Here is a 14,923-nt window from a genome sequence, read left to right on the forward strand (position 1 = left end):
GTTGGCGGCTATACAGCCTCTCTGGTGTTGGTCGTCCGCTGCGAGGTCACGCGGAAGTTCAGAAGGCCGCCTTCTCCCGGCATGGCCTCCCCGGCCAGGCCAATGGGGCTGTTTTCCGGGTCGAGCAGGGCTTCCAGGGTGGCGCGGTCGGTGCCCGGAACCCGGGCCATCAAACGCTCGCCGGCCGGTGTCAGCGCCAGCACCACGGCGTAATCCACCTCGCCGGCACGGTTGAATAGCGCGGTGAACGTCTCCAGCGTGGCCGGGCCCTGATAGCGTTCCCGCAGGGGCGGCACCGGTCCGCGGCGGGCATCGGCTTGCGCCTGGACGCTGTAGTCCTCGGCCAGCGGTGCCGGTGGCGGCCGGTTGGAAAGCACCACGGCATGGTGTTTGGTGACATATTCCCCCTGGCCATAGAGCAACCCCTCGCCCGGGGCACTGTCACGCAGGCGGCGCACCATGGCGGCGGCGGCATGAGTCATGTAGTTGTTCATCGGCGCGCCGAAGAAGCTCAGGCCGCCGGTCACGCTGGGCTGGAAATCCTCGTCCAGACCGAGCGTGCGGCGGGCCATTTTGGGCACGCAGGGAAAGCAGCTGTACAGCTCCAGATGGCGGAAGCCGCCAACGTCGCCGCCGGCCCACCGCAGCACGGTTTCCAGCACGGTGTCCTGGGCGTGGGAGCGGTGGAACTGATCCCGTTGCAAATAATCCTCCGGCTCCACCGCCGCCGCTCCGCCCCACAAGTGGATCCAGCGTTTCTCGGGAATGCCCATTTCCGCGGCCACGGCGGCGCTGGTCAGCAGCAGGGCGGCGCCCTGATTGACCATCGGATTGGCCACCTGCCATTTGGTGTACGGCCAGGCCACTGCCCGGTTTTCCGCTGTCGGGGTAATGATCTCCTCGGCGCTCGGCGTGCGTTCGGACCAGGTATGGGGATTGTTCGCCGCGATGCGGGCCATTCGCGCCCACAGACGGCCGGACTCCTCCATGGCCGCGCGGGGCGTCTGGCCATAGCGGTGAGGCAGAGCGTTTTCGTAAAATGGGTACACCGTGGGCGGCATCAGAATGCCGTGCTTGAGCGACAGCGGATGCAGAATGTCCTTGCCGCGCCGTACCTTCGGCGCAGGATCACGCGGTGGCCAGGGCAGATCCAGATTCTGTTTCGCCGCCCGTTCCGTGGTATGCCGGGATTCGGCGCCGACCACCGCCGCCACCCGGTATTCGCCCCGTGCGATGGCGAGTGCGGCCTGGTGAAGGTAGCGCAACGGCGACTCCCCACCCATGGGGCCGAGTTCCACCCGCCATGGGTGGTGTCCCAACCGTTGGCGGAGTTGCTCTTCGGTGTCGGGGTAGGGCCAGGACAATTGATAGACGATATCCACCGAATCAAGCTGATCCAGCAGGGGCGCGCCACTGTCCTGTTCCGCCTGGCGCAAGGCGTGTTCCATTAACGCCAGCGGCTCGAGTCCCCGTTCCAGATGACGGGGACGATCAAGCACTTCACCCACGCCCACAAGGACGGGAAGACAGCGCGGGTCGGGACTGCTCATGTAGAATCCTTTGTTCTGATACATAAAAATCGCTGGGAGCCACTGCTGTCCCACGGTTGGGGCCAGCCCTGCGTACACGCCAATCGCTGCCAAGGCCGCTTCCCACCGCGGGAGCTACGGAGCCGCGGTGGGAAGCGGCCTTGGCAGCGATTGCAGCGTGAGTTCATATCTCCAAAACCAATAGACGAGCTACCGCCATGGATTCAGCGCTCAAACGCCAAAGCCGTCCAAAGTTATGGGCCGGCAGTGGCCGGGAGCGGTTTTCAATGTTGCTTTGGTGACAGCCCCAGGAAATCCATGCCTGAGTGTTCCTTAGTGAGGATTGGGGATATTCGTCGATTCAGACGAAATTGCTCCAAACCGGACCTTTCATCCGGCTGCGTCCGGTTGTGTCGGCGTTTACCCTGTTCATGCCGCCCCCCTATACTTTCCGCAATCCCGCCTGCCGCAGCCCCGCGATGGCGTGGGTCCATCCATGAGTGTCTCCGGCGGTATTTGCATGACACAGCTGTTCAGCAACAACGATAAGAGCGGGCTGACCCGCGACCTGATCGAAGCTCTGTTTCCCATGTTCGAGCAGGCCAGCGCCGGGGGCATCGCGGTGGATCGGCAGGCACGGATTACCTGGATCAATGCCAACTATGCCTCGTTGCTGGGGATCGAGGATCCGGCGGCGGTGATCGGTGAACCGGTGCGCCGGGTGATCCCGATGACGCGCATGCCGGAAGTGGTGGAAACCGGCCGCCCTCTGTTGTTGGACATCATGGAGTACGAGTCCCAGCAACTGGTGGTGACGCGGCTGCCTTACTTCGATGACGGCGGCAGGGTCATGGGCGCGGTGGCGTTTGTGTTGTACGACGACCTGCAGCCACTGACGCCGCTGGTCAGCAAGTACCGCCGCCTGCACCAGGATCTGGTGGCCGCCCGCAAGGCGTTGGCGAGGAAGAATCGGGGCACCCGTTACAGCCTGGGGGATTTCGTCGGCGCCAGTCCGGCGGCCCTGGAGGTCAAACGCCGGGCCCGCCTGGCCGCGGGTCGGGATACGCCGGTGTTGTTGCTGGGGGAAACCGGCACCGGTAAGGAAGTGCTGGCCCAGGCCATCCACGCGTTGTCACGCCGGGCGGGCCGTCCCTTCGTCGGCGTCAATGTGGCGGCGATACCGGAAAATCTGTTGGAGGCGGAGTTCTTTGGCGTGGCTCCCGGCGCCTACACCGGTGCCGACCGGCGCGCCCGTGACGGCAAATTCCAATTGGCCAATGGCGGCACCCTGTTTCTGGATGAGGTGGGTGACATGCCGCTGGCGCTGCAGGCCAAGCTGTTGCGGGCGCTGCAGGAAGGGGAGATTGAACCTCTGGGGTCCAACAAGGTGGCGCCAGTGGACGTGCGGGTCGTCGCCGCCACCAGTCGTAATCTGGAAACCATGATGGCGGAGGGCCGCTTCCGCTCGGATCTGTATTACCGGCTCAATGTGCTGGAGATCACCATCCCGCCGTTGCGGGAGCGCCTGCCCGATCTGGGCGTGCTGTGCGAAGCGATCCTGGAGGATATCGGGGCGGGTCTGGAACTGCGTGCCGAGATCACCGATGCCGCGGTGTCGGCTCTCAGCGGTTATGACTGGCCCGGGAACGTTCGTGAGCTGCGAAACGTGCTTGAACGGGGGCTGACCATGGGCGAGGAAACCGGCCTGTTGGACGCCGATGCCATCTTCAAGGTGTTGCCGCGCAAAAGCGGCCGCCTGCAACTGGTGGGGGCGGCGCATCCGGCCCGTCCGTTGGCCCAGGTGCTGGCGGAGGCGGAACTTCAGGCGATCGAAGCGGCGCTGGTGGCCTGTCGTGGCAATCGTTCCCGCGCGGCGCGGATGCTGGGGATTTCCCGCTCGGCCCTGTATGAAAAGCTGAACAAACTGTCCTGATATCAGGACAGATGTTCTTTTTTCAGGACAGATTCGTTCGACGTTTGTCTGGCTTTGTCCGGATTTCAGGACATTTTTCCCTGGAAGGATCAACTGGAAATCTCTATCTCTTTGTTTTGTAAAGGTTTTTTTGTCTGGCACGGTGCCTGCTAGTTGGTGTGCGCGGAAGGTGGGAACAACCACCCAGACAATCGCACAACAACAAGAAGGATTCTCTCCATGTCGATCAAGCAACAGCTCTCGAATCTCGGACGTGGCGCCACTTTCGCGGCTCTGATGTCGGCAAGTCTGATCAGCGGTCAGGTGGCGGCGGAGGAAAAAATACGCTGGCAGGTACCACTGGCTTTTCCTTCCCACCTGGTCGGCCTGACCACTCCGATCAAACACCTCTCTGACAATCTGAAGGCGATTTCCGGCGGCGACATTCAATTGCGTTACTACGAGCCCGGCGAACTGGTGCCGCCATTTGAAATCATGGACGCCGTGAGCGAGGGTAAGTACCCGGCGGGCTACACCTGGGTCGGCTACGATCAGGGCACCATTCCGGCTCTGCCCCTGTACTCCGGAGCGCCGTTCAATATGGAACCGCCGGCCTATCTGGCCTGGTATTACGAAGGTGACGGCAAGGCGCTGCTGGAAGAAATTTACGACGAGCGCAACATCCACCCGATGCTGTGCAGCATCATCGGTCCCGAGGGCGCGGGCTGGTTCGCCAAGCCGATCACTGAACTCAAGGACATCGACGGACTGCGGATCCGCTTCGCCGGTATCGGCGGCAAGGTGCTGGAAGAACTGGGGGCCTCGGTCACCATGATCCCGGGCGGCGAGCTGTATCAGTCGCTGGAACGCAAGACCATCGACGCCACTGAGTTCTCCCAGCCCGCCATCGACAAGATGCTGGGCCTGGATCAGATCATAAAGAACTACGTAATGCCGGGTTGGCACCAGACCCTCACTACCTCCCATTTGCTGGTGAACCAGGACGCCTGGAACAAGCTCAAGCCGGAAAGCCGCGCCTTGATTGAAATGGGCTGCGAATCCGCTGTTCTTAAAGGGTTTGCCCAGAGCGAATGGGCGCAGCCCTCCGCCCTGCGCGAATACGAGAAGGAAGGCGTAACCGCCCAGACCCTGCCGGAGCCGGTGCTGCGCGAATTGGAAAAGGTCACCAACAAGGTGCTCGATGACATGGCCGCCAAGGACCCGATGTTCAAGCGCGTGCTCACCAGTCAACGTGATTTCATGAAGCACCACGCCATCTGGCACAGCAAAGGGTATCTGCCGCGGGACTTCTATCAGTACGACTGAGCAGTACCACTGACCCGAACCGGATAACCCCGGGGCAGGCACTGTCCGGTGCCTGCCGACGTCATTTGCTATCCGATGCAGAGGTGATCGTGACCGACAAGCCCGTTTCTCCCGCTGCCGCCACTCCCGCGGCCAATGCCTTGCCTTACAACCGGTTGTCCTGGCGGCTGGATACGTTCGTGGCCGGAGTGGGGCGTCTGTGCTCCTGGCTCTGGCTGGCCGTCCTGGCGGTGGTGTTGAGCAATGTGTTCAGCCGTTTCGTGATGAATGAGGGCTCCATCGCCCTGGAAGAATTGTCCTGGCACTTATTCGGCGCCGCCATGATGTTGACCCTGGGCTACGCCGTGGTGCGGGATGATCACGTCAGAGTGGATGTGTTGCGGGAAAAATTTTCCCTGAAAGCCCAGGCGTGGATCGAACTGGTGGCCATCGTCCTGCTGGCCCTGCCGATTCTTTATTTGATGATCGACGCGCTGGTGCCCTACGCCTACAAGGCCTACACCTTCAGCGAGCGCTCCCAGGCCCCCAGTGGGCTGTCGCACCGGTTTATTTTCAAAAGCGTTTTGCCTCTGGGGTTGATGCTGGTGGCCGTGGCGTTGTTCTCCCGGGGATTGCGCTGCGCCACTTTCCTGTTCCGTTTTCCTCGTCAAATCCAGCCCGGCACGGATGAACACGATGGTGCTCATCCCCACCCTTGATCGAGAGGCACCACTATTATGGGTCTGGAACAAACTCTGGTTATTGCCATGTTCGCCAGTTTCATGGGGTTGCTGCTATTGGGCTTCCCCGTGGCCTGGGCGCTGGCGGGCGTGGGACTGTTGTTCGCTGTCATTGGCAGTGTATTGATTCAGTATTTCGACGCCGATCTCTGGTTCACCTGGGCCGGAACCATCGGCGTGCTGGATGCCCGCATATACGGCATCGTGGCCAATGAACTGATGGTGGCGCTACCGCTTTTCATCTTCATGGGCATCATGCTGGACCGCTCCGGCATCGCCGAGAAACTGATGCACAGTCTGGTACGGGTACTCGGGCCGTTGCGCGGCGGGTACGCGATCACCGTGGTGGTGGTGGGCATTCTGCTGGCGGCGTCCACCGGCATCGTCGGCGCTTCCGTGGTGTTGTTGGGCATGTTGTCGCTGGGACCGATGATGCAGGCCCAGTACAACAAATCGCTGGCCGTGGGCACCGCCTGTTCGGTGGGCACCCTGGGTATTCTGGTGCCGCCGAGCATCATGCTGGTGTTGATGGCGGATCGCCTGGGTACCTCCGCGGCTTCCGTCGGCAAACTGTTCATGGGGGCCTTGATCCCGGGCATGATGCTGGGGGCGATGTACATCCTCTACATCATCACCGCATCGTGGTTGAAGAAGGATCTGGCGCCAGCGCCGAAACATCAGGAACGTCTGGACGGGCGCGCGGTCCGGGATCTGTTCTTGTCGGTGGTGCCGCCGCTGGCGCTGATTATTGCCGTGCTGGGCTCGATCTTTTTTGGTATCGCCACCACGACGGAAGCGTCTGGCGTGGGCGCGGCGGGGGCTCTGTTGATGGCGTTGCTCAGCCGGCGTCTGAATATGACGGTGCTCAGGGACGCGCTCTATCAAACCAGCCGTACCACGGCGTTTATTTTTGGCATCTTCATCGGCGCCACGGTGTTCGCGGCGGTGCTGCGCGGATTGGGCGGCGATGATGTCATCCGCGCGGCGATCACCGGTTTGCCGTTCGGCACCACCGGTATTGTGCTGACCATTCTTCTGGTCACGTTCCTGCTCGGTTTTTTTCTGGACTGGGTGGAAATCACCTTGATCATTCTGCCGCTGGTGGCGCCGGTGGTGTTCTCCCTGGGCGTGGAGCCGGTGTGGTTCGCCATTCTGTTCGCGCTGTGTCTGCAGACCTCGTTTTTGACCCCTCCGGTGGGCTTCGCGCTGTTCTATATCAAGGGCGTGTGCCCGCCGGGGATCACCACGCGCCATATCTATCTCGGTGTATTGCCGTTCATTCTGTTGCAACTGCTGGGGTTGGCGCTGGTGTTCTGGTTCGAGCCGCTGGCCACCTGGCTACCCAACGAAATCTACGGCGGGCCTTAGGGCACCTCTGACAAACACCCCGTCATCCCGGGCTTGACCCGGGCTCTCCCTCCGCAGGGCGCGTGGCTCCGTGGAAGGAGATGCCGGATCGAGTCCGGCATGACGTTTTTTAATAGGAGAAATGAATGAGCAAGATGGAATATTCCCCGATGGTCTGGTCCCCTTCGGCGGATACCCTGGCCAACTGTCAGATGGGACGTTTCAAAACATGGCTGGAAACACGGGGGTTTGGCCCCTTTGCCGACTATCACGCCTTGCATCAGTGGTCGATTGAGGAATTGGAGTCGTTCTGGCGGCAGCTGTGGGACTATTGCGGGCTGATATGCGAGGTGCCGGCCAAGAGGGTGCTGGGAGGTCATGGCATGCCCGGCGCCGAGTGGTTTCCCGGCATGCGCATGAACTTCGCCGCCAATCTGCTGCGTTTCGCGGAAGGAGAGCACGCCGCCCGTGAGGCGGTGGTGGCCTATTGCGAAACCCGGCCGGTATTGCGCAAGAGTTATGCGCAACTGAAGGCGGATGTGGGGGCTCTGGAAGCCTTTCTTCGTGCCCGGGGCATTGTTCGGGGGGATCGTGTCGCCGCGGTGGTGACCAACGGTTATGAAGCTCTGGTGGGGATGCTGGCGGCCACCAGCCTGGGGGCAATCTGGAGCTCCGCCTCCCCGGACTTCGGCACGGGCGCCATCCTGGATCGCTTTAGCCAGATTGAACCCGCCGCCCTGATCGTGGTGAACGGTTACGGCTACGGTGGCAAGGTATTCCCGCGTCAGGAGGACTTCGCCGGGTTGATCAGGGAACTGCCGGGCTTGCGTTGCGTGGTCAGCGTCGAACAACTGCCGGATCAGCCGGCCGTGGCCGGTGATCTGGTCACCTCCTGGCCAGCGGCGCTGGCCGAGGGCGAAGGCCAGGCCCCATCGTTCACGCCGCTGCCGCCGGATCATCCGGTGTACATCCTTTACTCCTCCGGCACCACCGGTAAACCCAAGTGCATCGTCCATGGCGCCGCCGGGTTACTGGTCAACCATGCCAAGGAATTGATGTTGCACGGCGATGTCGGGCCGGAGGACCGTTTCCTCTATTTCACCACGTGCGGCTGGATGATGTGGAACTGGCAGGCTTCAGCTTTGCTTACCGGTGCGGCGGTGATCACCGTGGACGGCTCGCCCGGTTATCCGGATCTGGACATGTTGTGGCACCGGGTGGCGGACGAACGGGTCACTCACTTTGGCACCAGTGCGCGCTTCCTGGCGGGATGCCGCAAGGCCGGGCTGGCGCCGGCGAGGACGCTCGACCTGTCCGCTCTGCGCGTGTTGTTCTCCACCGGATCGCCGTTGCTGCCGGAGGATTATGACTGGGTCTATGCCGATGGCGCGCCCGGTGTGCTGCTCGGTTCCATCGCTGGCGGCACCGATATCTGCGGCTGTTTTGTCGGCGCCACGCCGCTGTTGCCGGTGCGCCGGGGGGAGATCCAGTGCCGTTTCCTGGGCGTGGACGCGGCGGCTTACGGGGACGACGGCGAACCGGTCAGCGAAGGTCGGGGTGAGCTGGTATGCCGACAGCCGTTGCCGTCCATGCCGGTGGCGTTCTGGGGTGACCCGCGGGGCGAGCGTTATCGTGCCGCCTATTTCCAAACCTTCCCCGGGGTCTGGGCACACGGCGATTTCATTCACTTTACCGAACACGGCGGCGCGGTGATTCACGGTCGTTCCGATGCCACTTTGAATCCCGGTGGTGTGCGTATCGGCACCGCGGAGATCTATCGTCAGGTGGAAACCGAGGGGCGGGTCAAGGACAGTCTGGTGGTGGGGCGTCAGATCGACGGTGATGTGGAAGTGGTGCTGCTGGTGGTGGCGAATGACGCCAGGGAACTGAGCGAGGAACTGATTCAGCGTCTGCGGGCAAGGATACGCACGGGGGCCAGCCCGCGTCACGTTCCCAAGCACGTTATCGCGGTGCCGGATATTCCCTATACCCGCAGCGGTAAGAAGGTGGAACTGGCGGTGGCCGCGCTGCTCAACGGTGCCGCCCGTAGCAATAATCGCGATGCCCTGGCCAACCCGGAGGCACTGGATCGGATTCGTGACCGGTTGCGTCAGGCGAACCTGCTGGAAGATCGCGGCTCGTGAGCCGCTGCTGTCCCACAACTCGCTGGCACGCTTGCACGCAACACGCTTACACGCCAAACCCATGACCCGCTTACGCGGCCTTGTAGACATGAATCCGCACTGTATTCGCGAGCAAGCTCGCTTCCCACGGGGGACCTACGAAGTCGCTGTGGGAAGCGAGCTTGCCAGCGAATCCGCGTGCGGGCGTGTCAGCGTCCGACGTCTGGCGCCATTCCAAAAACCATGGGAAAACAGTGGCCAGCGGATCGCGATGTCGGCCTGCATTCATCCTGGTCGTTACCGAGGATGACGCTCCAGACCGGGAAGGTCGCGCAGTGTCTGCTCCAGCCAGTCGACGAAAGCCCGGACCTTGGATGAGCGGTGTCGGTGGTGCGCATACACCACCGACACCGGGCTCGGCACCGGCCGATAGTCCGCCAGCACTTCCACCAGCTCGCCGTTGTCGAGATGGGGGCGGACGCTGTACAGCGGCACTTGCACCAGGCCGAAGCCGGCCAGGGCGGCACTGATGTAAGCCTCTGAATTGTCCACGGTCAGGCGCCCGTCCGGTTGGCACTCGTGGACCCGGCCGTGCTCGGTGTATTCCCAAGGCAGCGGCCGGCCGGTGCGGCCGGAGTGATAGTTGACCACCTGGTGACGGGAAAGGTCTTGTGGGGTTGCTGGTGTGCCGTACCGGGCCAGGTAAGTGGGCGAGGCGCAGCTGATCTCGGTGAGGTAGCCCAGACGACGGGCCACCAGGCTGGAGTCGGATAACTCACCTACGCGCAGCGCGCAGTCCACGCCTTCCTGGACCAAATCCACCAGCCGGTCGTTGATGCCCAATTCCAGGTGAATGTCCGGATAAGTCTCGGAAAACGCCATCAAACGGGGCAGGATCACCAGCCGTGCCGGCCGGGCCGGCATGTTGACACGGAGCCGCCCGGCCGGTCGGTGGCCGTCGGTGAACAGCGCCTCGGTGTCCGCCAGTTCTTCCAGCAAGTGAAGGCTGCGCTCGTAGTAAGCGCTCCCATCCAGAGTCAGGGACACCCGCCGGGTGGTGCGGTGCAGCAACTGGACACCAAGATGGTCTTCGAGTTGCCGCACCGCCGTGCTTACCGTGGCTTTGGGCAGTGACAGGGTTTCCGCGGCCCGGGTGAAATTACCGGCTTCCACCACCCGGACAAAAATTTCCATGGCTCGCAGACGGTCCATGAGACGATCGCCACTGTTCAGAAATGATGAACAGAGTTAATCACGAATACCTGTTTATCGGCCAGGATTGAACGAACACACTTTGCCGGTCTGTTTTCTTTCATTGCAAAGAACCTATCCGTCGAGGAGTTCGAAGATGCAACAACGACGACTGGGCCGGGACGGTCCGCTGGTCTCGGCTCTGGGCCTGGGCTGCATGGGCATGAGTGACTTCTATGGTGATCGGGACGACCGGGAATCCATGGCCACCTTGCACGCGGCTCTGGAGAAGAACGTCACCCTGATCGATACCGCCGACATGTATGGACCGCACACCAATGAAGAACTGGTGGGGCGCGCCATCGCCGGCAAGCGTGATCAGGCCTTTCTGGCCACCAAATTCGGCATTGTCCGCGATCCCTCGGATCCGCATGCCCGTGGTATCAATGGCCGCCCGGATTACGTGCGCCAGTCCGTGGAAGGCAGCCTGCGCCGTCTGGGCGTGGACACCATCGACTTGTATTACCAGCACCGGGTGGATCCGCAAGTGCCGATCGAGGACACCGTTGGCGCCATGGCCGATCTGGTGAGGGAAGGGAAGGTCCGCTACCTGGGATTGAGCGAGGCGGCGCCGGAAACCCTGCGCCGGGCGCAGGCGGTCCACCCCATCAGCGCGTTGCAGAGCGAATACTCGCTATGGACCCGTGATCCGGAAGACGGGGTATTGGGTACCTGCCGTGAGCTGGGCATCAGCTTCGTCGCCTACAGCCCGCTGGGCCGGGGATTCCTGACCGGCGCGATCCGCTCGCCGGGGGATTTCGAGGAAGGGGATTTCCGTCGCCACAACCCACGTTTCCAAGGTGAGAATTTTCAACGCAATCTGGACCTGGTGGATCAGGTGCATGCGCTGGCGGAACAGAAACAGGTGCTGCCATCGCAGCTGGCGCTGGCCTGGGTACTGGCCCGGGGTGAGGATGTGATCGCGCTGTTCGGCACCAAACGCCGCCGTTATCTGCGGGAGAATCTGGCGGCGCTGGAGGTGCGGCTGAGCGACGACGAACTGGCGCAACTGGATGCGATCTTTCCCCGCCACGGTGCCGCTGGCCAACGTTACGGCGAGGAAGGCATGCGCACCGTGGGGAACTAGGGCCTTGTTCACACTACTTGCGTCCCGCCTGCTTGCCCTTTTTGCTTCCAGCCAGGCGGGATGCAAGTAGTGTGAGCAGGCCCTAGCGGGCCGAGGCGGTTCCGGGTTCTGGTCCGTTGGCCGGACAGCCTTCATCCAGCAGCCAGTCGTGGAAGTCGGTGACGATGGACCGGGGGGAGGCGCGCTCCGGGCTGACGATGAAGTAATGGAATCGGCAGGGCAGCGCCACTTCGCTCAACCGGCGCAGGGTGCCCGAGGCCAGCTCCGTTTTCACCAGTTCGGGGCAGACCAGCCAGGCGCCCTGGCCGGTCAGGGTGGCCTCCAGAGCCAGCAAGCCGTTGCCAAAGTGATGCTCGCGAGCGTCGGCGGGAAAAGGTTCGCCGGCCGCTTCGCACCATTCGCGCCAGCCGAACCGCTCGTTGGAGCGGCCAGCGGTATTGTCGGTAAGCAGGGCGCCGTTATCGAGTACTTCGGTGATGGTGTTCCGGCCCGCTCCGGGGGCGGCCACCGGTACCAGGGCCACTTCCAACAGCGGTGAACTGTGCATGTCGGGATATTGGCCGTAGCCGAAGCGGATGGTCAGATCGATGCCGGCGCGGGAAAAGGCGGACGCGGTGACCGGTCCGCCGGGGGCGGTATCCACGGAATGCAGACTGGCCTGCAGCCGCACTTCCGCCTCCGGGTGGCGGGCGTAGAAGCGGTGCAGGCGCGGCACCAGCCATTTGGTGGCGAACAGCGGCTCGGCGCACACCGTGATGACGTTCCGGGCCTCGCCCTGGCTGCGCAGTTCATCGACGGCATCGACCAGCGCGGCGAAGCCGTCCTGTAACCGGGGAAGGATGCTCAGGGCCGTCGCCGTCGGCGTCACCCGGCGATGGTGGCGAATGAACAGCGCCACTCCGAGTTGTTCCTCCAGGGCTTTGATCTGATGACTCACCGCCGCCGGGGTCACACTCAGTTCCTTGGCGGCGGCGGCGAAACTGCGGGTGCGCGCCGCCACCTCGAAATAGGCCAGCGCCACCAGTGGTGGCAGGCGCCGCATGAAGCCGGCGGGCAAAGAGGTCCGGGTGTGCTCGTTCATCCGTTTAGTATTGCCATTGCGCCGACCGTTTGTTGAGGAAGGCGTCGATCCCTTCGGCGGCGTCCGCTTCCATCATGTTCCGGGCCATCACCTCGCCGGCGAAACGGTAAGCCTCGTCCAGGGGCAGTTGCCGTTGCCGGTAGAACATGGCCTTGCCATGGCGGATCGCCGCCGGGCTTTTTTCCATGATCGACGCGGCCAGGGCGGTTACCGCGCCGTCCAGTTCCGCCTCTGGCACGGCTTGATTGATCAATCCCCAGTCGGCGGCGGTGGCGGCGTCGATGAAGCGCGCGGTCACCAGCATCTCGAAGGCACGCTTGGCCGGGACATTGCGGGACAGCGCCACCGAAGGCGTGGAGCAGAATAGCCCGGCATTGATGCCGGATACGGCGAAACGGGCGCTGTCCGTGGCCACCGCCAGATCGCAACTGGCGACCAGTTGGCAGCCGGCAGCGGTGGCCACGCCCTGAACGGCCGCGATCACCGGTACCGGTACCGCCAACAAGCTTTGCATCACGCCACTGCAGGTGGCGAACAATTGCTGGTAGTAGTCCTGCTCGCCCAGATGCCCGTGCATCTGACGCAGGTCATGGCCGGCGCAAAACGCCTTGCCCGCCGCCCGCAACACCACGCAGCGCAAGGTCTCGTCGTTGGCCAGGGCATCCAGTTCGGTTTTCAGCGCCGCCAGCATCTCCTCGGACAAGGCGTTGTAGTGGCGGGGCCGGTTCAGGGTCAAAGTGACCAGGCCATCCTGGTCTTCTCGCAGTATCAGAGGGGCATTGAGATCGACTTGCGCGCTCATCACGATTCTCCTTGTTTTGCGTTATCCGCTCAGGCTGCCGCGGACTGGGTGCGCAGGCGCACCTTGGTTTTCAGCGAATTGCCGATAAAGCAATTGCGGTGGGCGCCGGCGTGAATGCGTTGCAGCTCAGCCGGTTCCGGTGTCTGGCCGCCGGCGAACTCGATAGCGGGTTGCAATTCCACCCGGGTCACCGCCAGTCGGCCTTCCTCGTTCTTTTCCAGAAAGCCCACCGGCGTGTCCCGGTAGCTCTCCACCTGGTAACCCTTGGCATCGGCGATGGCGAGGAAGAACAGCATGTAGCAACTGGACACGGAGGTGATCAGCAGCTGCTCCGGGTCGGCGCAGTTGGCGTCGCCCTGATAGTCCACCGCGGCGGAGACCCGTATGGTCTGGTCGCCATTGAGGGTGGCCAGATGGTTGCGGGAGTAGCTTCCGCCGCCGTCCGGATGGGCGGCGCGAGTCCAGGCAATGGCGGAATGGTGTTCTGACATCGGCTTTGCTCTCTTGTTAAATCGGGCTGGATTCGAAACAGGCCGGGGTGCCCCGGTGAGCATTACCATTGCATCAGCCCTGCTTAATGAAAAGCGATGTTTTCTAGGGATTTGACATAGTCAGGCTAAGTCAAAAGAGGGGCGCCAACCTGGAAGGCGGTTGGCGCCGTGGGTCAGTCTTCCTGATTAAAAGCCCGCCAGGTGTCGACGGCCTTGCGTGTCACCACCGGGCCGGCAACCCGGGTCAGGCCGCGGCGCAGAGTGGGGCTGGCGGCGATCGCCACGCCAGCGGTGAAGGCGCCGATCATCAACAGTCCGCTATTGCGGCGCGCCCACTCCAGAGTTTGATCGCCCACCAGGGGGCGCAGGCCGGACTCCAGGACGCTTTCCGTCGGGCCTGGCGCCGGCGGTGGCGCTTCATCGCGGGCCGGAGCGGGCCGATTGGCGCGAACCAGTCCGTAGCCGAGCGCGCCGGCCACCACCAGCAAACCGGCGCCGCTGATAAGCGCGGCCAGGGCCGCGCCCAATGGCGGCGTCAGCGCGATCCAGGCCGCCGCTGTCAGGCTCAACAGCCCCGCCAGACTGATCAGCGTGATCAGCCAGACGATTGCGTTGAGACCGAACAGCCCGGCCAGCTTGCCGCGCAGTTTTACACTCAACGGCCGAACAGCTTGCCGAGCAGCAGGCCCACGCCGAACGCCGTGAGCACGCTGGTAAAAGGGCGGGCCTTGATCTCCTCTCCCAGATGCTCGGCTTGCCGGGACGCGCTTTGGCGGGCACCTTCGAAGGTCTCGCGGGCGCTGTTGAGATGTTCCTGCGCGTGTTCCTGAGTGGATTGCTTGACTGCGTCGGCCAGGGCTTTGAGGTCCCGGCGCAACTGCTCAAGGTCTTTTTTCAGGGCTTCGGTTTCCGCTGATTGGCTCATGACGCCTCCTTGGTATCTACCGTGTTCCGACATGAACAACGAAGCTTCAGCATATAGAGCACATGGCCATGGCGCCTAGAGGGCAGGCCGTTAAAAATGCAAAACCATCGGGTTTCTTGATCCGGCTCACGAGCGGGCCGGGAATGGCGGGTCGTGAGCCGCTGCCTCACCGTTTCCCTCAAACCGAACTACGAAGCCGCTGTGGGAGCTTCTATGGTGTCCTGCAATGCTTCCTTGCAAGCGAATAGGCTTTCGGGCCCAAGAGATTCGCTTGCAAGCAAGCTTCCCACAGCGGCTTCGTAGCGGGCTTTGGATTTGGCGTGCCGGCGT

The 14,923-nt window shown here is 62.9% G+C and carries 13 protein-coding genes; 6 read left to right on the forward strand and 7 right to left on the reverse strand.

The genetic code is table 11. The features are described from left to right. Positions 1-8: 8 nt before the first annotated feature. Positions 9-1,550, reverse strand: coding sequence for an acetyl-CoA acetyltransferase (locus tag E0L37_RS10435; RefSeq protein ID WP_133491681.1), 1,542 nt, complete (start codon positions 1,548-1,550; stop codon positions 9-11). A gap of 499 nt (positions 1,551-2,049) precedes the next feature. Between E0L37_RS10435 and E0L37_RS10440 the strand changes: the two genes are divergently transcribed. From E0L37_RS10440 to E0L37_RS10460, 5 genes are all read left to right on the forward strand, one after another. Beyond that, positions 2,050-3,462, forward strand: coding sequence for a sigma-54-dependent Fis family transcriptional regulator (locus E0L37_RS10440; protein WP_133491682.1), 1,413 nt, complete (start codon positions 2,050-2,052; stop codon positions 3,460-3,462). A gap of 219 nt (positions 3,463-3,681) precedes the next feature. Then, a complete protein-coding gene (locus E0L37_RS10445) occupies positions 3,682-4,767 on the forward strand; it encodes a TRAP transporter substrate-binding protein (protein ID WP_133491683.1) in 1,086 nt (361 codons plus the stop codon). A gap of 89 nt (positions 4,768-4,856) precedes the next feature. Further along, a complete protein-coding gene (locus E0L37_RS10450; protein ID WP_133491684.1) occupies positions 4,857-5,465 on the forward strand; it encodes a TRAP transporter small permease subunit in 609 nt (202 codons plus the stop codon). An 18-nt stretch (positions 5,466-5,483) separates the two neighbouring features. Further along, the gene (locus tag E0L37_RS10455; RefSeq protein ID WP_133491685.1) at positions 5,484-6,854 is read left to right on the forward strand and encodes a TRAP transporter large permease subunit; all 1,371 of its coding nucleotides are present in this window, start codon (positions 5,484-5,486) and stop codon (positions 6,852-6,854) included. Positions 6,855-6,979: 125 nt separating this feature from the next. Beyond that, positions 6,980-8,977: an acetoacetate--CoA ligase gene (locus E0L37_RS10460; RefSeq protein ID WP_133491686.1), complete on the forward strand. Its 1,998-nt coding sequence runs from the start codon at positions 6,980-6,982 to the stop codon at positions 8,975-8,977. Between the two features lie 276 nt (positions 8,978-9,253). Here the strand turns inward: E0L37_RS10460 and E0L37_RS10465 are convergent, their stop codons facing one another. Then, positions 9,254-10,168, reverse strand: a complete 915-nt coding sequence (locus E0L37_RS10465; protein ID WP_133491687.1) for a LysR family transcriptional regulator — start codon at positions 10,166-10,168, stop codon at positions 9,254-9,256. A gap of 136 nt (positions 10,169-10,304) precedes the next feature. Between E0L37_RS10465 and E0L37_RS10470 the strand changes: the two genes are divergently transcribed. Next, a complete protein-coding gene (locus tag E0L37_RS10470) occupies positions 10,305-11,294 on the forward strand; it encodes an aldo/keto reductase (protein ID WP_133491688.1) in 990 nt (329 codons plus the stop codon). An 82-nt stretch (positions 11,295-11,376) separates the two neighbouring features. On the opposite strand, the gene E0L37_RS10475 is transcribed toward E0L37_RS10470, so the two are convergent. The 5 genes from E0L37_RS10475 to E0L37_RS10495 form a co-directional block, all read right to left on the reverse strand. Continuing rightward, the gene (locus E0L37_RS10475; RefSeq protein ID WP_133491689.1) at positions 11,377-12,375 is read right to left on the reverse strand and encodes a LysR family transcriptional regulator; all 999 of its coding nucleotides are present in this window, start codon (positions 12,373-12,375) and stop codon (positions 11,377-11,379) included. A 4-nt stretch (positions 12,376-12,379) separates the two neighbouring features. Beyond that, positions 12,380-13,177, reverse strand: a complete 798-nt coding sequence (locus E0L37_RS10480; protein ID WP_133491690.1) for an enoyl-CoA hydratase — start codon at positions 13,175-13,177, stop codon at positions 12,380-12,382. 29 nt (positions 13,178-13,206) lie between these two features. Further along, positions 13,207-13,668, reverse strand: coding sequence for an OsmC family protein (locus E0L37_RS10485; RefSeq protein ID WP_133491691.1), 462 nt, complete (start codon positions 13,666-13,668; stop codon positions 13,207-13,209). A gap of 173 nt (positions 13,669-13,841) precedes the next feature. Continuing rightward, positions 13,842-14,327 (reverse strand): hypothetical protein, encoded by a 486-nt coding sequence (locus E0L37_RS10490; RefSeq protein WP_133491692.1) that lies wholly within the window; start codon positions 14,325-14,327, stop codon positions 13,842-13,844. Then, on the reverse strand, positions 14,324-14,593 hold the full coding sequence (locus E0L37_RS10495) for a YqjD family protein (RefSeq protein WP_133491693.1): 270 nt from the start codon (positions 14,591-14,593) through the stop codon (positions 14,324-14,326). Before E0L37_RS10495 ends, E0L37_RS10490 begins: the two co-directional genes overlap by 4 nt. Positions 14,594-14,923 lie beyond the last annotated feature (330 nt).

It is taken from the genome of Alcanivorax sp. 24 (genome assembly GCF_004360225.1).
Classification (GTDB): domain Bacteria; phylum Pseudomonadota; class Gammaproteobacteria; order Pseudomonadales; family Alcanivoracaceae; genus Alloalcanivorax; species Alloalcanivorax xiamenensis.